Raw genomic sequence first — 18,766 nt, 5'->3', positions numbered from 1 at the left:
TGCGCTAGCGCACACCGTCCATGGCAGACTGTGGACTATGGACCGTCAGATCGATTACCGCCATCTCGAATCACTCATTGCCCTGCTGACCGTTGCACGACTGGGCCGCTACACCGCCGCCGCGAACGTCCTCGGGGTAAACCACTCGACGATTTCCCGCCGCATCGACGCACTGCAAAAGGCGATGGGCGGCCACCTGCTCACGCGCACCCCCAACGGCTGGGAACTGACCGATCTGGGACGCCGGGCGATGGCCAGCGCGGAAACCATCGAGCAGGCAGTGGAGGCCATCGGCGCCGAGAAGGACTCCGGAGCGCTGGCAGGCCATGTGCGCGTCGCTGCCCCCGATGCATTCAGCGCGCACCTCGCTGCCCCGGCACTGGCCAAGCTCCAGGTAAAGCATCCGCAACTGGTCTTCGAGATCGTCTCCGAAACCACCCGTGCACGGCAGACGCGTACCGGCATGGACTTGGAGATTGTCATCGGCGAACCCCATGTCCGCAAGGCGGCTTCGATGAAACTCATGGATTACGAGTTGCGGCTCTACGCCACTGCCGAATACCTGGAAAGCCATGGCACGCCAAGATCCATCGAGGATCTGGCAGGGCATAGCTTGAACTACTACATCGATACCGCTCTGACGGTGGACAAGCTCGATGACGCCACCAGCGCCCTGCCACCGATGCGCCGCTCCATTTCTTCCACGAGCATCGCGGTGCAATACGCGGCCACCATGAACCATGCCGGCATCGGGCTGCTGCCAACATTCCTCTCCCGTCACTATCCCAACATGATTCCGGTGCTCCACGAGGAGTTCACCTTCCACTCCGAATATTGGCTGGTGGGACGCGACGAGGCTTTGCGCAGCCGTGCGGTCCAGGAAACGGTGCGCGCACTGAATGATGCTGCCACCGCCGACGACTGGTTCATTCCGCCGTTCCCCGTGCCGAGCACGTCCGGAAGCTAGTGCGTTCGGGCTGGTTCCCAGTCAATGATGGCTTGGCACATCTGTGCCGTTGATTGCGCGCTGTCCAGGCGGAGCACCGGACGGGACTCGTCCTTCAACCATGCCTCGTGGTGCGCGCGGCTGCGTCCGGCGAACTCCGGGTCATCGTAGCCAGCCGCCCACAGCATGAAATGCTCCACAGCCTTTGGATCCGGGGCTTGCCCGGACTGCCGAAGTTGCTCGCGTTCGGCAAGCCGTCGCAGGCGCACGTCGGGATCCAGCGTCAAGAACACGAAGGCATCGCATTCGGCCAGCACATCATTCCCCCACCCCTGCATGGATCCCGAAAGCACCCATGCGCTGCGCGGCACGAAGATCTCATGCATGAACTTGGAGCGTTCAGCTGGCGCTCGCTGCTGGGAGTACGGCGGGTCGGTGGGTACCCAGAAATAGTCGTCGCTATCGGCATGCGGGACCGACCAAGCATTCGCCACGGCTCGGGCAAGAGTCGTCGTGCCACTGCCGCTGGCACCGAAGATATTCAGCCTGCACTGCTCCATCTGGAAATCCCCCTCTGCCGGCTTGGCTGCGTCTTCCCATTGCTCCGATGCCGGCGATTCAAATCGCGAGTGGCAATGAATGCAATTCGGCACAGCATCGCCATCAAATCTCCGAATCCCGCCGGTTGAAGCACCTCGCCGTCGCAAAGTCTTGTTGACAATAATCTCCGCCAAAACGCCATCTGCACTTAGGTGCCAGAATGTCAGCAAGTCGCCGACTGCACAACCGGATTGCCCAAGGCAGGCAATCAAGCATCACAAAAGCAAACCCCGTTTGGGAATTGATCTTCGGTGCCGTCATGGATGCTGGGGAGTATCCCTGCGATGCCATTACATCGAGGGCACGCTCGCCGGATCAAACTACAAAACGACATCTTCTAAAGCAGTGCGGCTCACAGCAATAATTTCTCGGTATCGTAATGGGCTGTTTCTAGTTTTCATTTAAGCCATCTGCAGGATAATATCCACTTGTGTTGTTTTTATCATTTCAACACTCGTCATGCTAACCATTTGATCAGTAGATACATTGGCCAGTTTTTTTAGTAAAAGAAGTTCAAAATTCGCAGCGATCTTCCTAGGCTTCGCTCTACTTTTTCCAGCTGCATCGGCAGCCCACGCGGCCCCAATTTGGAACTATGGAACTGTAGATGCGCCGGGTTGGAACACACGGTACATATGGTCAAGCTTTGATGACACAGAGAAACGCCACGGCGCAAGTGCCGAAGGCGATATCGGGGGCCTCAAACGCTCGACTTGCAAGTCGCCCAATACCCGGGCTTATGCAGAGTCCATCTACTCACCTTCGGGCGGCTGGCACCTCGCGTACTACCGGTACTGCTAGATAACGATTGTGTCCGCTGGGAGCCTCCCCAGGCTCCCAGCCGGCGCGACAGAAAGCGTAAATGAAAAAACAAAGGGCTTCATCTAGCCGTCGTTATCGCAGCCTTATACGCCATGTTCGCTGGTTTTGCATCGTCGATCCTCCTAGAAGAAACAACGCTTCCAGATTCACGTCAAATACTCGTGAGCGGTCAAACCGTATCCACAGGCGGAGCTGGGCTTCCAGTGTTAGCCCAGAAACTGGCAGACGACAGCTCCTCAGTAATCGTCAAACACATTCGCGATCTGCACGATACCAAGATTCGTAATCTCTATATCGCCACAGGTAACGAGAATCTGCCACAGTCCCACTGGATCACAGAAGGTTATCCGCGTTTTAGCCAGGGTATCCAGACCAACATTTACCCTGTGGAAGATCTTCAAGGAAAAGATCCTCGGGGGAGGTACTTTATCTTCGGCTCCGACGGAGCTGAAGACAAAGTTGTGGAGGAATTCGAAAGAGTTGGATTCTCCGTAGAAGAAATCCCGGTATCCAGTTCCCTTGGATTAGGCATCCTTCTCCAAGGAACTCTGAGCTCGCCAACCTTGGTAACCATGCTCCTAATCGTCGTTCTTTCGGGTACTTCAGCCATCGCGCAAATAAAGCGCTACTCAGTAGAGCGGCTTCATGGTGCCAGCAAGAATGATGTCCTCATCCACGAACTTAAGGACCTTTTTAAACGAGCTTTCCCCCAAGTCGCCGTACTCGGTTGCGTCGGAACGTTTTGTCTACATTCCTATAATGGCCTGAACCAATTCGTTCCGTTGGCTCAGAGAGTGTCGATTATTTTTGCAATCGCTCTCTGCCTGGCGATTGCGATTCACGCGACCGTCGCAACGCTGCTCTGGGATACCTCTATACTTCACGGCCTAAAGGGGCGCCTAGGCTTCCGAGTGGCGGTTCCGGTTGCCTACTTAATCAAAGTCCCTGGAATTCTCATTGCAGTTTCCTTGGTCGCATCTGCATTTGGAGCTCTCCAAACAACTCATGAGGCGGCGGTCGCCAAAGCAGAGCTGAACGCAGCTGGAGATGCATCGGCAATTGTATTTGAAGGGCGAACCTCGCCGGAAGAAATGGATCGTTTGGCTTTCGAGTCAGGTGCCTGGCTAAAGAACGAAGCTAAAGCAGGTCGAGCTGTACTATCTGCACCGTATCAGTTGGGCGAAAAACGCGGTGATGGTTCAATCCCGGTTCTATTGATCAACAATGCATATCTGGAAAGAAACGAGGTGCTCGCAGAATCTGGAGAAAGAGTCCAGCAGATTCCGGAGAGCGATATCCGGGTGTTAGTGCCCGAGAACAGTCAAGCGCTCCGAAGTGCAACACTCGACTTTATCGGCGAATTTTCAATAGATTCAATAGCGGAAGAAAAAGTTTCCTTCGAATCCATTGAACAGGGACAAAAGCACTTTCGCTATGATCCCGACGTTGCCGCTATTGGAGGCTCTCTGGCCGTTGCAGACTCAATTCTGATTATCGTAGGTTCCGACTCCGGGCTTATCCGCGATGACGACTACATGGCATTGGCAAGCGATGGCCGTGTCTTGATGACAGATCCCGTGATCGCCGCCCAGCGAACCCCTCCTGAGCTTATGGGCAACTGGATAGCCGCCTATGTACCTATAGCCCAAATTGCAGCCAACAATTATGCGGATCAAAAATCTGATCTGAATGTCAAGATCGGAAGCTCGCTGGTAGCGCTCATCGTGTTGCTTTCCACTGCCGTCGGGCTTGCCCAAATACACGTTCGCGGCAACTCGCAAACGATCCTTGTCAGATATTTGCACGGTTGGAGTTTCTACTCGATCCATCGTTGGCTGATTCGTGCTGAGTTATTGCTGCTCCTGCTGGTCACACTCTGGGCTTTCGGCCGATCAACCATCTTGGCAATCGGAGCCAGCTCTGAATTCACTTCTGGAGTTGCGTACGAATCAGTGATAGTAGCAAACCATTGGCAGCCGTGGGCCATCGCGTTCATAGCCATGAGTAATCTCAGTATCCTGCTGGGATTAGTGCACGTTCAGTCCAAGCACATGTTCCGTACCCATAGTGAGGAAACAGCATGAGTGAAATTATCGTCAGCCACGCGGCAAAGTCTTTCAAGCAACGCCAACTCTTCACGGATCTATCGTTCCGGGTCCGTGCCAAGCAACTGACAGCACTCACTGGCCCATCGGGCTCAGGAAAATCCACATTGCTGAACTGCATCGGGTTGCTCGACGATCTTGATTCAGGAACTATCCATGCCGGAGAAAAACGGATTTCACGGATGGGCAAGGAAAAGCAGAGGCTATTTCGACGAGATAGCCTAGGCTACATGTTCCAAGACTACGCACTGATCGAAAATTCCAGCATCAATCAGAATCTTGAAATTGCTGTAGGAGCCAATGGAAGACGTGCGGTGAAGTTCGCGAGCTTCGATGCCGCACTCACCAGAGTGGGGCTCGGCGGACGAGGTAATGAGCCCGTCTATTCTCTCTCCGGTGGGGAACAGCAGCGCGTTGCGCTTGCAAGGCTCATCGTCAAAAAGCCTTCCATCATTCTTGCGGATGAACCGACTGGGGCACTCGACCCTGCCAATGCGGAGGTTGTTCTCAGCGAATTGGACCGGCTGGCCCAAGAAGGGGCCGCAGTCATAATTGCAACGCATTCTGCGCAGGTCATCGATGCTTGCGCAAATACGATCAGCCTTGCCCACATGTCCTAGAAGCATGCACCTCTGCCAAGCTGCGCATCTGGATCACCAGTAGGCAGTCCAGATTCTTGCAGTTTGCGGACGCATGACGGAAGACTACACCTGCCACCCGAGAGAGTTCACCGTCCGCCTGAACTGCTCCCCACAAGTTGTCGCGACTTTCTACAGTCCAACTTCTGGGGAGCAGTTCACTATTGGATGACGAACTCTCTCATGCCGCGTTCGTCCAGATATTTACTGCATCTTCATTTCGGCGCTCGAAGCGGCCCCGCCGTTCAACGCCAAGCGGTCAGCCTCGTCGATCTCGCCGAGATCCAGCCCCTTGGTTTCCTTCATGAAGTACACCGCCACCATGGTGACTGCTGCGGCGAAGACAATGTACCCGGCGACCGGTACCCAGGATCCGTAGACCTTCAGCAGGAAGGTTGCGATGATCGGTGCCATCGAACCGGCAACAATCGAGGTGACCTGGTAGCCCAGCGAGACACCCGAGTAGCGCATGCGGGTCGGGAACATTTCCGCCATGATGGCCGGCTGCCCGGCATACATCAGGCCATGCACGAACAGTCCCAGCATGATGGTGACCAGGATGACCGCATCGTTTCCAGTGTTGAACAACGGGAAGGCTGCCACGCCCCACACTGCCATGAGCACCACGCCGGTAGCATAGACCGGTCGACGTCCGCGGCTGTCGGTGAAGCGTCCAACAATTGGCACCAGGATGGCGTGGAAGACGTGTGCCACAAGCATCAGGCCCAGAATTGTGGAGGTGTCCATCTTCAGCTGGGTGGCCATGTAGGTGATGGAGAAGGTGACCACCATGTAGTACATGATGTTCTCGCCGAAGCGCAGCCCCATGGCGGTGAACACCCCGCGCGGGTAGCGCTTGAATACTTCGCCCACGCCATAGCCGGCGGCCGCGTTCTGTTCCAGCTCCGCCTTGGCTTCCTTGAAAATCGGGGCATCAGAAACACGGGTGCGGATGTAATAGCCCACTACCACGATGACCACCGAAAGCCAGAAGCCGATGCGCCAACCCCATGCCAGGAAGGCAGCCTCGCTGAGCGTTGCCGAGAGCACCAGCAGCACCACCGTGGCCAGCAGGTTGCCCACCGGCACTGCCGCCTGCGGCCAGGATGACCAGAAGCCGCGTTCCTTGTTCGGCGCATGCTCGGCCACCAGCAGCACTGCGCCACCCCATTCCCCGCCGACGGCGAAGCCCTGGGCAAAGCGCAGCACGATCAGCAGGATCGGTGCGGCGTAGCCGATGGAATCGAAGGTGGGCAGGCAGCCCATCAGGAAGGTGGTCGCGCCAACCAGCACGATCGCCACCTGCAGCAGGTGCTTGCGTCCGAACTTGTCGCCGAAGTGGCCGAAGACGATGCCGCCGATCGGGCGGGCAATGAAGCCGACCGCGTAGGTCAGGAAGGCCTTGATGATGTTGTCCAGGTCGTTGCCGGTATCCGGGAAGAAGATCTTGTTGAAGACCAAGGTGGCCGCAGTCGCGTAGAGGAAGAATTCATACCATTCGACGACGGTGCCAGCCATGGAGGCTGCTACGACCCGGCGCAATCCCTTGCGCTCGGCCTTCGATGACGTTTCGCTTGCCACTGTGCGTTCCTTCCGCCTTCGCCAGTACCCCCTGCGGGACCAGCTTCATCAGCGAGTATGGCCTAGATCACATGGCGAAAGATAGACGGCAAGAGGCATAGTTGGAGGCAGTTTCTGCACATTCAGCGTGCATTTTTGCACATGGCATGGCCACTCGCGGAAGGGTTGACGATGACAGCTTGGGAAAACGCAGCGTACCAGGTCGCGTTGCGCGGCGTGCGCATGGACGTGCACACCCGTTGCGCCCACTACCACTCGCTGATCGATGTGATTGCGTTGAAGCACCACTGCTGCGGCATCTACTATCCCTGCCACCTATGCCATGGCGAACTGGCCGGCCACGAAGCAACGCTGTGGCCGGCGGACAAATTTGATGAGCCTGCGGTGCTCTGCGGGGTCTGCAGCACGCAGCTGAGCCCCGCCCAGTATCTGGAAGCCGATTCCTGCCCCAACTGCCAGGCGCTATTCAATCCCGGCTGCAAGGCGCATCGGCACCTGTACTTCGAGGTGGAATCAGGACCCTAGTCCCACGGCAGGTCGTTCTCCTCTGCAGGCTGTTGCGGAACCACCAGCACCGGCCGATGCTGCTTGTGGGCCAGCGCCACGGCAATCGAGCCGTCGAGCAGCTGGGCCATCTTGCTGCGGATCCCCGGACGGCGGGTGCCGATGACGATCATCTGCGCATCCAGCTGCTCCGCCACCGCCGCCAGTACCTTGGCCGGTTCACCGGGCACCGTATAGCTCTCGAACTCCACGCCGGTCACCACCGAAGCGATTTCCCAGGCGAGCTCCTCGGAGACCGGATCTGCCGAGGCCAGCAAGTCGCCTTCGGACAGCTTGTCGGTAATCAGTCGTCCGTAATCTGCATGGATGCACACCAATCGTGCATCCAGCCCGCGAGCCAGCGAGGCGGCCGCCGCCAATACCGCCGGCGACATGCCTTTTTCCACGCCCACGACCATGGTGCTCATCAGCTATTCCTGCTTTCCTAGTCGGTCCATTCCTTGCTGAAAATCCTAGAGGTCGCCAAGCTCAATGCCCGTATCCGCCAAGCGTTCGGCTGGAATCTCGCGGCCCACCAATTCGCGCAGCTGATCGTTGACATCCCAGATGTTCACGTTGGCTGCCGCCGTGATCCGTTGGCCGTCCTGCCAGAACAGCAAAAATTCCCCGCTCTCCACAGAGCCGCGGACTACCGAAGTGTCATCCGGCGAATTGTGCCCCACGTATTCCATCCCCAGATCGAACTGGTCGGTGAAGAAATACGGGAGCCAGTCGTAGGATTCTTCCTCGCCCATCAGCGTCGCGGCCGCGAGCTTACCCTGGCGGATGGCATTGTCCCAGTGCTCCACGCGCAGCTGCCGGCGCAGCCTGGTATTGAAAGCCTGGGCGATATCCCCCACCGCGAGAATCTTGGAGTTGCTGGTGCGCAGCGACGCATCAACGATGACTCCCGAATCCACGTCCAGCCCGGCAGTCTCGGCCAGTTGCAGGTTGGGGCGGGCACCGATGGCCAGCAGCACCACGTCGGCACGCGAAGACCCGGCATCGGAGAGCACCTGCAGGTGCCCGTCAACCTGCTCGATGCCCTGGGCCCGCGCGGTGCGCACATCCACGCCATGGCGTTGGTGCAGTTCCAGCAGGTAGTGCCCGAAGCGTTCGCCGAAGACCTTGGCCAGTGGCACCTCGGAGGGAGAATAAACGGTGACGCGCGCACCGCGCTGGCGTGCGGTGGCAGCGACTTCCATGCCGATCCAGCCCGAACCGATGACCGCCACCTGCGCGCCCTCGGTCAGTTCTGCGCGCAGCGACTTCGCATCTGCCAGGGTGCGCAGCACGTGCACGCCTGGCAGGTCATAGCCGGGCATTGGCGAGTCCCCGCCCACGCTGGCCCGCGAACCGGTCGCCAAAACCAGCTGGTCGTAGTCCACCGCGCTGCCATCGGCCAGCAGCACCTGCTGCTTGCCGGTCTCCACGCTGATTGCGGCGGTTCCCAGCCGGAGGGTGACCTCCTGCGCTGCGTACCACTGCGCGTCATGCACGGTGAAGTCTTCTGGCTCGTCATTGCCCTGCAAGAACCCCTTGGACAGGGGCGGACGCTCATAGGGCAGGTGCGATTCCTCGCCAATCAGGGTGATCGGGCCGGCATGTCCCCGCTCGCGTAGTGCTGCCACCGTACTGGCGGCGGCAAGCCCGGCACCAACGATGACTATCGACTCCTGGTCCATGGAATAACCCCTCTGCTTCCCGCCGCGGTGACGGCCCGCGGCCAGTGGATAGTGCTTGTCACCTTGATCCTCACACCCCGATGCCCTGCTTGGCAAGACATCGGGGGCCAGGCCACGGACCTAGTCGTCACTTGGCTTCACGTGCCGGGATTTTGCTTCTGATTCCACGCGCTTGCCGAAGATCCCGCGCGTGCGCGAGACCCGGTAGTCGATACGGTCATCGACGTAGCGGCGCAGTTCGGGCTGCTCGTCCAAGGCGCCCCACAGCTCATCGGAGACGTGCTCGGTGACCCGCGCCAGCCGGCGCTTCTGCTCGATGACTTCCAAGGCCCGGCTTTCATGGCGCAACCCCTTGATCGTGGCCACCGACATCATGATCATGATGATACTGAATGGCAAGGCCGTGGCCAGCGAACCGGCCTGCAGCGCCTGCAGCCCGCCGGCCACCAGCAAGGCAGCGGCCAGCACGCCTTCGAGCACCGCCCACAGCACCCTGGACCAGGTCGGCGGGTTCGGGTGCCCGCCGGAGGCGAGCATGTCGACCACCAGCGAGCCGGAGTCCGAAGAGGTGATGAAGAAGATCGCGACCAGCAAGATCGCCACCACCGACAGGATCGAACCCAGCGGCAAGGCTTCAAGCACCTGGAACAGCGACCCCTCCGCGGAGACCGCGCCATCCTCGACCATATCCCCGGCGCCGAAGAACTGGCGGTACAGCCCCGAGCCGCCCATGACCGAGAACCAGAGGAAACCGACTATGGTCGGCACCAGCAGCACGCCGGTGACGAACTGGCGCACGGTACGCCCGCGCGAAATGCGGGCGATGAAGATGCCCACGAACGGTGCCCAGGCGATCCACCAGCCCCAGTAGAAGACCGTCCAGCTGGAGAACCAGGTGGCCGATTCCTCACCCTGCTGGAAGGCACCCACGTCGAAGGTCATGTTCATGAAGTTGGCCAGGTACACGCCCAGGGACTGCACGAAATTCTGGAACAGGAACAGCGTCGGGCCCAGCAGCAGCACGCTGATCATCAGCAGGCCTGCCATGGACAGGTTGATGTTCGACAGCCACTTGATCCCGGCGCCCAGGCCGCTGACCACGCTCATGGTGGCTAGGAACGTGATGACCACGATCAGGATGACCAGCAGCGTGTTATCCACCGAACCGACCAGTCCGATCGCCTTCATGCCCGAGCTGATCTGCTGCACGCCCAGGCCCAGCGAGGTGGCCACGCCGAACACCGTGCCGAAGATGGCCAGTACATCAATCACATCTCCCAGCCAGCCCTTGACCCGATCTCCCAGGATCGGTTCTAGCGCCCAACGGATGGACACCGGGCGCCCGCGGCGGTGGATCGCGTAGGCCAAAGCCAAGCCGATCACCGCGTAGATGGCCCACGGGTGCAGGCCCCAGTGGATGAAGGTCTGCGCCATGGCCAGTCCGGCCAGCTCCGATTCGCTGCCTTCCCAACCCGGCTTCGGATCCACGGTGGCGTACATCAGAGGTTCGCCGACCCCGTAGAAGACCAGACCAATGCCCATGCCGGCGGCGAAGAGCATCGCGAACCAGCTGAACAAGCCGAATTCGGGTTTCTCTCCGTCATTGCCCAGGGTGATCCGCCCGAGCTTGGAGAAGCCGATGGCGATCACCAGCGCCACAAAGCCGCCGATGATCAGCATGTAGTACCAGCCCAGGTTGGCTACGATCCAGTTCTGCACGGCGTTGAAAGTCGTGTCCGCCGCATTGGGCGCGAGGATCGCGAAGACCGCCACAGCCAGGATCACCAGCAGCGCCGGCCAGAAGACCGCAGGGGCGATCCCGCCCTTGCCTAGGCGCACGCCCTGCCGGCGCAGCTTCGCGGTGATCTGCTCGTCGGTGTCGTCCTCGGCAATGTGCATGTGCACCGGGATCGGCGCGGTATGCGGGGATGCTTCCAGCACAGCATTTGCGTGCTGCCCATTATCTGCTTCGGGAGGTTCAACTTCGTCAATGTTCTTCGTCATGGTCCAGGCTCCTTCACTCAGAGAAATGCCCTAGGACTTCCACCCTTGTTCTTTCGCCGCGAAGATTCAAGTGGCCAGCGAAGAATAGTGACTTCTTTCTGCCCGTCGGGCATCGCCGGGCCGTGCGCCGCGGTTGCTGTGCGCTGCATAGGTGCTTGTTGCCAAGCATGGCAGTTTGTCCATGCCGCCGGGTACAGTGCGAGGTACCTCGTAGGCCTTGGCATGAAAGCCTCTCGGAACCAGTAAGGAGCCCCGTCATGTACAGCAACCAGATCCGTCAAGCGACCGTCGCCGAAATTCCCAACCGCTACGTCTTGGTCTTCGACCGGCAGGAATCCGGAGCCCCGGGCATCGCAGCAGCCCAGCGCGAATCAGAACTTCCGCAGCTGCTGGCTGAACAGGGCTATTCCAGTACCGAGTACTTCCCGATGCTGGGCATCGCTGTGGTCACCAGCTCGGCTGACCAGCTTGAGGACTTCCGCCAGCGCTGCGCAGGGCACAAGCTGCCAGCCTCGGTGGTACCCGAGCTGGTCTACCGGATCCTGCCCGACGCCCCGGCCGCTACGGACTCCTATGCGGACACCGGCCAACTCACCTGGGGCCTGCAGGCCGTAGGCGCTTCGCTTTCGGGCTACACCGGCAAGGGCATCAACGTGGCCGTCTTGGATACCGGTTTTGACAGTGCGCATCCGGACTTCGCAGGCCGCACGGTGACCGCCAAGTCCTTTGTCGCAGGCGAGGACGCCACTGACGGCCATGGACATGGCACCCACTGCATCGGCAGCGCCTGCGGTCCGCGCGAACCGCAGCAGGGTCCGGGCTACGGGGTCGCCTCGGAAGCCAATATATTCGCTGGAAAGGTGCTGGGCGCCGATGGCTCAGGTTCGGACTCCACGATCCTGGCCGGCATCAACTGGGCACTGGAAAACAAGTGCGAGGTCATCTCCATGTCGCTGGGTGCTGATGTGAGAACTGTGCACCCACCCTATGTCACTGCCGGACGCCGCGCCTTGGAGCTGGGCTCCTTGATCGTGGCGGCCGCCGGAAATAATGCACAGCGCTCTGCCGGGAACCCGGGATTCGTCGGCGCACCGGCCAACAGCCCGTACATCATGGCCGTAGCGGCTTTGGACTCGAAGCTGGCCGTGGCGGACTTCTCGGCCCAGGCGTTGGACACCGACGGCGGCGAGGTGGATATTGCAGGCCCCGGCGTTGCTATCTACTCTTCGTGGCCCGGCGCCAAGCGGTACAACACCATCAGCGGCACCTCGATGGCCACCCCGCATGTGGCCGGCGTGGCAGCGCTGCTGGCCGAATCCACCGGGCTGCGTGCCCAGGAGCTGTGGGACAAGCTGCTGTCCACCTCCCGCGATATCCCGCTGCCGGCCGAGGATGCCGGAGCCGGGCTGGTCCAGGCCCCGGCCTCACAGGAAGCGTAGCGGCATGTCCGGCGCCGAAGTGCACGTCTATGTCATCACCATTTCCACCCAGCATCCGCTGGAACCGGTGGTCAGCGAACTGCAGTCCCGCGGATTGCAAGTTAAGCAGGTGCTCGCCGCCCTCGGCCAGGTAATTGGCGAGGGCAGCGAGGATGTTGCCGAGAAGTTGCGCGGCATATCGGCGGTGGAATCGGTTGATGCCCAGCAGCAGTACCGGGCCTTGAATGATGATGCCTAACGCAGGATCACCGTGCGGTTCCCGTAGAGGAAGACCCGGCCCTCGCAGTGCCAGCGCACCGCATTGGACAGCGCCTTGCACTCGGTGTCGCGACCGGCGGCCACCAGGTCCTGCGGGCCAAAGGTATGATCCACCTCGACGACCTGCTGGGCGATGATCGGGCCCTCATCCAGCTCGGAGTTCACGTAGTGGGCGGTGGCGCCCACGGTCTTCACGCCGCGCTCCCAGGCCTGGTGGTACGGCTTGGCGCCCTTGAAGGAAGGCAGGAAGGAGTGGTGGATGTTGATCGTCTTGCCGGTCAACTCGCGCGAGAGCTCGTCGGAGAGCACCTGCATGTAGCGGGCCAGGACCACCAGCTCCGCTTCGTGCTTGGCGATCAGCGAGAGCAGCTCCGCCTCGGCCTGCGGCTTGGTCTCCTTGGAGATCGGCACATGGTAGTACGGGATGCCGTGCCACTCGACCAGCGACCGGCTGTCCGGGTGGTTGGAGACCACCGCGACGATCTCGATCGGCAATTCGCCGGTGCGGGCACGGAAGAGCAGGTCGTTGAGGCAGTGGTCGAACTTCGAGACCATGATCAGCACCTTGGTCTTCTCACCGCGTTCGCGCAGCTGCCAGTCCATTTCGAACTGCTGGGCGACCTCGGCGAATTCTGCACGCATCTGCTCCAGCAGGTCGGCCTGCCCCTCGCCGGCGAAGTCCACGCGCAGGTAGAGCCGGCCGGCGGCCATGTCGTCGAATTGCTTGAGCTCGACGATGGTGCGTTCGTGCTTCAGCAGGAATCCGGTGACCGCGTTGACGATCCCCATTCCCTCGGGGCATTGCAGGGTCAGCACGTGGCGGATTTGCTCGCTCATGATTGCTTCAGGTCCTTTCGGCTAGCGGGTTAGACAGCACTGTGCCAGAGCCGGTGTCCGAACGCCACGAACTGGCCGGATTGTTGCTGTGCATGCTTGTGCTTGCGTGTTTGCTGATACAGGCCAGTCCGGCCCCGCCCCGGCGTCGGGACGGGGCCGGATCAGCCGGTGCGGCTAGGCCACCGGTGGTGCGGCGAACTCCGCCATGGCGTCGATCAGCCAGTGCACGGTGTGCTCGGTGAACGATGCGCGCGGGAAAATCCGCCAGCTGGTTTCGCCGGTGCGCCACAGCAGCACCGGAATGTTCGCCAGCGAGGTGGTGATCGCCTGGTTCACGCCGAAAGCGCGCGGGTGCAGGTCCGCCGGGCAGCTCTTGCGCAGCACCAGCGGCGCATCCGGGCCTTCCAGTTCCAGCACCGAGCGGTTGGCCGAGAGGTCGACCACCTGCCCGGGCTCATCGCCCAGGGCGGCGGCAAGCGCACCTGCCAGCTCGATGTTCTCCGGGCTGGTGGCCAGGAACTCGTCCGGGCCCAGCCAGAGCACCGCAGTGCCCGACACGTCGCCGGCCACCTCGCCCACCGTGGCGGGCAGGCCCACGCCGGTGGCCGCGGACAGCGCCGCGTGGGCTGCCCCGCCCGGTGCGCTGCGCAGCGAGATCTGGGTGGTGAAGGCGATTTCGCGCAGGGACACGCGGCCGGCGACGCTGGCCGCCTCCATCTGGGCTGCCAGGTGCTGCGCCGGCGAGCGGCGCACGTCGGTGTCAATCAGGGTGTCGTTAGCCATCACGGCGGCTTCCTTCCGGGTCGAAGAGAACGAGTTCGGAGACCTGGACGTCGACCAGCTGGCCGCCGACCGGGGTCTTGAGCACTTCGCCGATGCGGTTGCGCCCATTCTTGATCAGCGCCAGGCCGAAGGTGCGCCCCAGGGCCGGCGAGTTGTACGAGCTGGTGACCCAGCCTTCCATCGGGGTGATGCCATCGGTGGCCAGCGCGTCGGCGGCCACCAGCGCGGCGCCTTCGGGCAGGCGCAGCGAAGAATCCACCGGCAGCACCGAAACCAGGTGCTTGCGGTCCTCGCGCACATTGTCCTCGCGGCTGTAGGAGCGCTTGCCGACGAAGTCCTTGAGCTTGGAGACCACCCATTCCATGCCTGCATCCTGCGGGGTCACCGTGCCGTCGGTATCCTGGCCGACGATGATGAATCCCTTCTCGGCGCGCAGCACGTGCATGGTTTCGGTGCCGTACGGGGTGATGTTGAATTCCTCGCCGGCGGCGTACACATCTTCCCAGACGCGCAGCCCGTGCCAGGCAGGGATGGCGATCTCGAAGGCCAGTTCGCCGGAGAAGGAGATGCGGCTGATCCGCGCCTCGATCCCGGAGTCCAGCACCACGTCCTTGAAGGCCATGAACTTGAAGCCCTCGTTGGACACGTCCACCGAGCTGGCCAGCTTCGCGATGACCTCCCGGGACTTCGGCCCGACCACCGCGACGGTGGCCAGCTGCTCGGTCACCGAGGTGCAGGTGACGTCCAGTTCAGGCCATTCGGTCTGCAGCCATTCTTCCAGCCAGTCCAGCACGTCGGCGGCGCCGCCGGTGGTGGTATGCATCAGGAAGCGGTCCTCGGCCAGGCGCAGGGTCACGCCGTCGTCGAAGATCATGCCGTCGGCCTTGCACATCACGCCGTAGCGTCCCATGCCGACCTTCAGCTTGGTGTAGCCGTTGGTGTAGATGCGGTTGAGGAACTCGGCGGCGTCCTTGCCGCGGATCTCGATCTTGCCCAGCGTGGTGGCATCGAGCATGCCAACCGAAGCGCGCACCGCGGCGGATTCGCGGTAGACCGCGTCGTCCATGCTCTCGCCCGGCTGCGGGTAGTACCAGGCGCGCTTCCACTGCCCGACGTCCTCGAATTCGGCGCCGTGCTCCACATGCCAGGAGTGCATCGGGGTGATGCGTGCCGGATCCAGCAGCTGCCCGCGGGTGCGTCCGGCCAGCGCTGCGAAGGCCACCGGGGTGTACGGTGCGCGGAAGGTGGTAGTGCCGATCTGTGCCGGGTTCTCGATGCCCAGCACCGCGGCGATCACGCCGATTGCCGCGACGCCCGAGGTCTTGCCCTGGTCGTTGGCGGTGGAGATCGAGGTGTACCGCTTTATGTGCTCCACGGACTGCATGCCGGCGCCGGTGGCGCGCAGCACGTCGGCCACGGACTGGTCGCGCTGCAGATCCACGAAGTGGGTCTTGTAGTTCGCCGCGTCGTCGCCGTTCAGCGAGGGCACCAGCCAGACCGGACGGGTTTCCCCGGCCGGGACGGCTACCGCCTGCGGTACTTCTGCGATGCGCTGGAAGCCTGCTGCGCTGGCTGCCGCGGCGCCGGTGGCGGCCCCGGTGCTCAGCGCACTGGCGGTGTCGAAGCGGCCGGTGACAGCGCCGGCCAGGTGCTGGTTGGCCACCGCGGCGGCCGGGACGAAGGCGTGGATCGCAGTGTCCCAGTCCAGCTTGCCCTGGCGCTGGGAGTGCAGGTGCACCACCGGGTTGAAGCCGCCGCCCACGGCCAGCACGTCGGCCTCGAAGCGCTGCGGCGCGCCGAGGTTGCGCTGCTCGTCCAGCTCGGCGACGATCACTGCCGACAGCTCGCCGGAGGCATCCGCTTCGGTGTCCACCACGACGGAGCCGGTCAGCACGGTGACCCCGGCGGCCACTGCTTCTGCGGCGGCCGCAGAGACGGTGGTGCGTGCGTCGATCACTGCAACCACCCCGCCGGTGGCTGCCAGGTCGGAGACCAGCGGGTAGACCGAGTCGTTGGTGGTCGCCACCACGATCTGCTGCCCGGCGCGCACGCCGTAGCGGTTCAGGTAGCTGCGCACCGCGCCGGCGAGCATGATGCCCGGGCGGTCGTTGTTCTCGAACACGATCGGGCGCTCGTGGGCGCCGGTGGCCAGCACGACCTGCTGGGCGCGGATGTGCCAGATGCGTTCGCGGGAAACGCCGTCGCCGGCCGGCCCGTCCAGATGCACGGTGCGGCGCTGCGCGGCGATCAGGTAGTTGGCATCGTAGGATCCGAAGACGGTGGTGCGCTGCAGGTGGGTGGTCTCCTCGGCGGCTGCCAATTCGGCGGCGACCGTGTCGATCCACGCCGCGGCGTCCACGCCGTCGATCTGCTCGCCGGCCGCATCGCGCAGGGTGCCACCGGCTTCGGCACGCTCGTCGAGCAACATAACCCGGGCGCCGGAGCGCGAGGCCTCGCGGGCAGCGGCCAGGCCTGCAGGCCCGGCGCCGACCACCAGCACGTCGGTATGCACGTGGACGTGGTCGTAGTAGGCGGGGTCCTCGTTCGGATCCAGCACGCCCAGTCCGGAGAGCAGGGTGGCGTTCAGCGATTCGGTGACCGGGACGGTGGTGGCAGGCAGCATCGACTCGGCGATGTCCTGGCTGTGCCGGGCGTCGACGGTGATCAGCGCGTTGGGTTCCTCGACGCCGGCGGCGAAGATGCCGCGCGGGCGGTCCAGGTACAGCGAGGTGCCGCATGAACGCATCCCGTTGGCCAGCATTGCGCTGGCCACGGTGTCGCCGCGGAAGGCGGAAAGCTGCTGCCCGTTCACTCTCAGGGCCAGTGCTTCCTCGCGGTTAATGCGGGCGCCGGCGCTGTGCGCGGCGGCAATGCGCTGGGACTTGCTCATCGGGTGCCTCCTTCGGTGGCCTGGATTTCTGGACGTGCTTCGCCGGCACGGTAGACGGCTTTGAATTCATAGGTGACGGTGTCGCGCAGGGCGTTGAACCACTTGCGGCATCCGCCGGCGTGGACCCAGCGTTCGGCGAAGATGCCCTTCTTGTTCTGCCGGTAGAACAAGTAGCGCGACCATTCCTTGTCGCTCAGCGCGTTCGGATCCTCCGGGTAGGCAACGTGGGCTTCTCCCCCGTATTTGAATTCGTTCTCGTTGCGTGGCCCGCAGTTCGGGCAATCAATCAGCATCATGGCGGTTGCTCCTAGTGTGCGACGGCTGCTGCGCCGTGCTCGTCGATGAGGTGGCCGGTTTCGAAGCGCTCCAGGCTGAACGGCTTGTTCAGCTCATGAGGCTCGTCGTGGGCGATGGTGTGCGCCATGGTGAAGCCGGCGCCCGGGGTGCCCTTGAACCCGCCGGTGCCCCAGCCGCAGTTCACGTACAGGTTCTGGATCGGGGTCTTGGAGACGATTGGCGAGGCGTCCATGGTGGTGTCCACGATGCCGCCCCAGGTGCGCAGCACGTGCGCCCGGGCGAAGATCGGGAACAGTTCCACCGCGGCGGCCATCTGCTCCTCGATCACGTGGAACGCGCCGCGCTGGCCGTAGCCGTTGTAGCTGTCGATGCCCGCGCCCATGACCAGTTCGCCCTTGTGAGCCTGGGAGACATAGACGTGGATGTGGTTGGACATGACCACCGTCGGGTGCACCGGCTCGAACAGCTCGGAGACCAGGGCCTGCAGCGGGTGGGACTGGATGGGCAGCTCGAAGCCTGCCATTTCGGCCAGCACAGAGGAGTGCCCGGCACCGGCGAGAGCGACCTTGCCGGCATTGATGGTGCCACGGGTGGTCTTCACGCCGGTGACCTTCTCGCCATCCTTGATGAATCCGGTGACTTCGCAGTTCTGGATGATGTCAACGCCCATTTCGTTGGCCTTGCGGGCGAACGCCCAGGCCACGTGGTCGTGCTTGGCGATGCCGGCGCGCGGCTGCCAGGTCGCGCCCATGACCGGGTAGCGGATGTTGTCGCTCACGTTGATGATCGGGCAGGCTTCCTTGACCTGCGATGGGTCCAGCCATTCGGCGTCCACGCCGTTGAGCTTGTTGGCTTCCACGCGGCGCACTGATTCGCGCACATCCCCGAGGGTATGGGCCAGGTTCATCACGCCGCGCTGGGAGAACAGAAAGTCGTATTCCAGGTCTTCGGGCAGCTGTTCCCACAGCTTCAGCGACTTCTCGTAGATGCCTGCCGACTCGTCCCAGAGGTAGTTGGAACGGATGATGGTGGTGTTGCGGGCCATGTTCCCGCCGGCCAGCCAGCCCTTTTCCAGTACCGCCACATTGGTGATGCCATGGTTCTTGGCCAGGAAGTAGGCGGTGGCCAGGCCGTGCCCGCCGCCGCCGACGATGACTACGTCGTAGGACTTCTTCGGTTCCGGATTGTTCCAGAGGAATTCCGGGTGTTCTGGGAGCAAATCAGCCATGATTATTCCGCTACTTTCTTGAGATTTGGGTAGAGTGGGTGGGCTTCAGCCAAGGCCAGAACACGTTCCTTCAGCTCTGGCAGTGCAGCCGTATTGCCGTCGGCACCAGC

Annotated in this window: 16 protein-coding genes; 6 read left to right on the top strand and 10 right to left on the bottom strand. The window is 62.2% G+C overall.

Translation table 11 applies throughout. The features are described from left to right. Nucleotides 1-37 precede the first annotated feature (37 nt). A complete protein-coding gene (locus tag BKX98_RS15195) occupies nucleotides 38-967 on the top strand; it encodes a LysR family transcriptional regulator (RefSeq protein WP_073707887.1) in 930 nt (309 codons plus the stop codon). Here BKX98_RS15195 and BKX98_RS15190 read toward each other — a convergent pair. Then, complete coding sequence (locus tag BKX98_RS15190; protein WP_073707940.1) at nucleotides 964-1,506, bottom strand: AAA family ATPase; 543 nt, start codon at nucleotides 1,504-1,506, stop codon at nucleotides 964-966. The two genes, BKX98_RS15195 and BKX98_RS15190, sit on opposite strands and share 4 nt — an antisense overlap. A 954-nt stretch (nucleotides 1,507-2,460) precedes the next feature. On the opposite strand from BKX98_RS15190, the gene BKX98_RS15185 reads away from it, so the two are divergent. Continuing rightward, nucleotides 2,461-4,452, top strand: coding sequence for a hypothetical protein (locus BKX98_RS15185; RefSeq protein WP_143181155.1), 1,992 nt, complete (start codon nucleotides 2,461-2,463; stop codon nucleotides 4,450-4,452). Beyond that, complete coding sequence (locus BKX98_RS15180; RefSeq protein ID WP_038991597.1) at nucleotides 4,449-5,093, top strand: ABC transporter ATP-binding protein; 645 nt, start codon at nucleotides 4,449-4,451, stop codon at nucleotides 5,091-5,093. Before BKX98_RS15185 ends, BKX98_RS15180 begins: the two co-directional genes overlap by 4 nt. Nucleotides 5,094-5,315: 222 nt before the next feature. Here the strand turns inward: BKX98_RS15180 and BKX98_RS15175 are convergent, their stop codons facing one another. Beyond that, nucleotides 5,316-6,692 carry an MFS transporter gene (locus BKX98_RS15175; protein WP_073707885.1) on the bottom strand — a complete coding sequence of 459 codons (1,377 nt, stop codon included), beginning with the start codon at nucleotides 6,690-6,692 and terminating at the stop codon, nucleotides 5,316-5,318. A gap of 171 nt (nucleotides 6,693-6,863) precedes the next feature. On the opposite strand from BKX98_RS15175, the gene BKX98_RS15170 reads away from it, so the two are divergent. Then, nucleotides 6,864-7,217, top strand: coding sequence for a CHY zinc finger protein (locus BKX98_RS15170; protein WP_073707884.1), 354 nt, complete (start codon nucleotides 6,864-6,866; stop codon nucleotides 7,215-7,217). Here BKX98_RS15170 and BKX98_RS15165 read toward each other — a convergent pair. From BKX98_RS15165 to BKX98_RS15155, 3 genes are all read right to left on the bottom strand, one after another. Next, nucleotides 7,214-7,663 (bottom strand): universal stress protein, encoded by a 450-nt coding sequence (locus BKX98_RS15165; protein WP_073707883.1) that lies wholly within the window; start codon nucleotides 7,661-7,663, stop codon nucleotides 7,214-7,216. The genes BKX98_RS15170 and BKX98_RS15165 overlap by 4 nt on opposite strands. 45 nt (nucleotides 7,664-7,708) lie before the next feature. Next, nucleotides 7,709-8,920: an NAD(P)/FAD-dependent oxidoreductase gene (locus BKX98_RS15160; protein ID WP_073707882.1), complete on the bottom strand. Its 1,212-nt coding sequence runs from the start codon at nucleotides 8,918-8,920 to the stop codon at nucleotides 7,709-7,711. A gap of 120 nt (nucleotides 8,921-9,040) precedes the next feature. After that, complete coding sequence (locus BKX98_RS15155; RefSeq protein WP_073707881.1) at nucleotides 9,041-10,924, bottom strand: BCCT family transporter; 1,884 nt, start codon at nucleotides 10,922-10,924, stop codon at nucleotides 9,041-9,043. A gap of 257 nt (nucleotides 10,925-11,181) precedes the next feature. Here BKX98_RS15155 and BKX98_RS15150 point away from each other — a divergent pair, with 257 nt between their 5' ends. Continuing rightward, nucleotides 11,182-12,363 carry a S8 family serine peptidase gene (locus BKX98_RS15150; RefSeq protein WP_038991593.1) on the top strand — a complete coding sequence of 394 codons (1,182 nt, stop codon included), beginning with the start codon at nucleotides 11,182-11,184 and terminating at the stop codon, nucleotides 12,361-12,363. A gap of 4 nt (nucleotides 12,364-12,367) precedes the next feature. Next, complete coding sequence (locus tag BKX98_RS15145; protein WP_073707880.1) at nucleotides 12,368-12,601, top strand: hypothetical protein; 234 nt, start codon at nucleotides 12,368-12,370, stop codon at nucleotides 12,599-12,601. On the opposite strand, the gene purU is transcribed toward BKX98_RS15145, so the two are convergent. The 5 genes from purU to BKX98_RS15120 form a co-directional block, all read right to left on the bottom strand. Next, nucleotides 12,598-13,458, bottom strand: coding sequence for a formyltetrahydrofolate deformylase (gene purU / locus BKX98_RS15140; RefSeq protein WP_038991590.1), 861 nt, complete (start codon nucleotides 13,456-13,458; stop codon nucleotides 12,598-12,600). The genes BKX98_RS15145 and purU overlap by 4 nt on opposite strands. A gap of 174 nt (nucleotides 13,459-13,632) precedes the next feature. Continuing rightward, entirely contained in the window at nucleotides 13,633-14,241 is a 609-nt protein-coding gene (locus BKX98_RS15135; RefSeq protein WP_073707879.1) for a sarcosine oxidase subunit gamma, read from the bottom strand. Beyond that, the gene (locus tag BKX98_RS15130) at nucleotides 14,234-17,131 is read right to left on the bottom strand and encodes a sarcosine oxidase subunit alpha family protein (RefSeq protein ID WP_073707878.1); all 2,898 of its coding nucleotides are present in this window, start codon (nucleotides 17,129-17,131) and stop codon (nucleotides 14,234-14,236) included. Before BKX98_RS15130 ends, BKX98_RS15135 begins: the two co-directional genes overlap by 8 nt. Then, the gene (locus tag BKX98_RS15125; protein WP_073707877.1) at nucleotides 17,128-17,427 is read right to left on the bottom strand and encodes a sarcosine oxidase subunit delta; all 300 of its coding nucleotides are present in this window, start codon (nucleotides 17,425-17,427) and stop codon (nucleotides 17,128-17,130) included. Before BKX98_RS15125 ends, BKX98_RS15130 begins: the two co-directional genes overlap by 4 nt. A gap of 11 nt (nucleotides 17,428-17,438) precedes the next feature. After that, nucleotides 17,439-18,656: a sarcosine oxidase subunit beta family protein gene (locus tag BKX98_RS15120; RefSeq protein ID WP_038991586.1), complete on the bottom strand. Its 1,218-nt coding sequence runs from the start codon at nucleotides 18,654-18,656 to the stop codon at nucleotides 17,439-17,441. Between the last annotated feature and the right edge of the window lie 110 nt (nucleotides 18,657-18,766).

This window comes from Glutamicibacter sp. 0426, assembly GCF_001906485.1.
Classification (GTDB): Bacteria; Actinomycetota; Actinomycetes; order Actinomycetales; family Micrococcaceae; genus Glutamicibacter; species Glutamicibacter nicotianae.
Note: the sequence above shows the minus strand (reverse complement) of the source record. Positions and strands in the feature narration are given on the sequence as shown.

Bases quoted from the DNA above. Each gene is read 5' to 3' on its own strand.
- BKX98_RS15145 (WP_073707880.1), top strand. From the start codon at position 12,368: ATGTCCGGCGCCGAAGTGCACGTCTATGTCATCACCATTTCCACCCAG.
- purU (WP_038991590.1), bottom strand. From the start codon at position 13,458: ATGAGCGAGCAAATCCGCCACGTGCTGACCCTGCAATGCCCCGAGGGA.
- BKX98_RS15170 (WP_073707884.1), top strand. From the start codon at position 6,864: ATGACAGCTTGGGAAAACGCAGCGTACCAGGTCGCGTTGCGCGGCGTG.
- BKX98_RS15130 (WP_073707878.1), bottom strand. From the start codon at position 17,131: ATGAGCAAGTCCCAGCGCATTGCCGCCGCGCACAGCGCCGGCGCCCGC.
- BKX98_RS15135 (WP_073707879.1), bottom strand. From the start codon at position 14,241: ATGGCTAACGACACCCTGATTGACACCGACGTGCGCCGCTCGCCGGCG.
- BKX98_RS15160 (WP_073707882.1), bottom strand. From the start codon at position 8,920: ATGGACCAGGAGTCGATAGTCATCGTTGGTGCCGGGCTTGCCGCCGCC.
- BKX98_RS15190 (WP_073707940.1), bottom strand. From the start codon at position 1,506: ATGGAGCAGTGCAGGCTGAATATCTTCGGTGCCAGCGGCAGTGGCACG.
- BKX98_RS15125 (WP_073707877.1), bottom strand. From the start codon at position 17,427: ATGATGCTGATTGATTGCCCGAACTGCGGGCCACGCAACGAGAACGAA.
- BKX98_RS15155 (WP_073707881.1), bottom strand. From the start codon at position 10,924: ATGACGAAGAACATTGACGAAGTTGAACCTCCCGAAGCAGATAATGGG.
- BKX98_RS15120 (WP_038991586.1), bottom strand. From the start codon at position 18,656: ATGGCTGATTTGCTCCCAGAACACCCGGAATTCCTCTGGAACAATCCG.
- BKX98_RS15195 (WP_073707887.1), top strand. From the start codon at position 38: ATGGACCGTCAGATCGATTACCGCCATCTCGAATCACTCATTGCCCTG.
- BKX98_RS15150 (WP_038991593.1), top strand. From the start codon at position 11,182: ATGTACAGCAACCAGATCCGTCAAGCGACCGTCGCCGAAATTCCCAAC.
- BKX98_RS15185 (WP_143181155.1), top strand. From the start codon at position 2,461: ATGTTCGCTGGTTTTGCATCGTCGATCCTCCTAGAAGAAACAACGCTT.
- BKX98_RS15165 (WP_073707883.1), bottom strand. From the start codon at position 7,663: ATGAGCACCATGGTCGTGGGCGTGGAAAAAGGCATGTCGCCGGCGGTA.
- BKX98_RS15180 (WP_038991597.1), top strand. From the start codon at position 4,449: ATGAGTGAAATTATCGTCAGCCACGCGGCAAAGTCTTTCAAGCAACGC.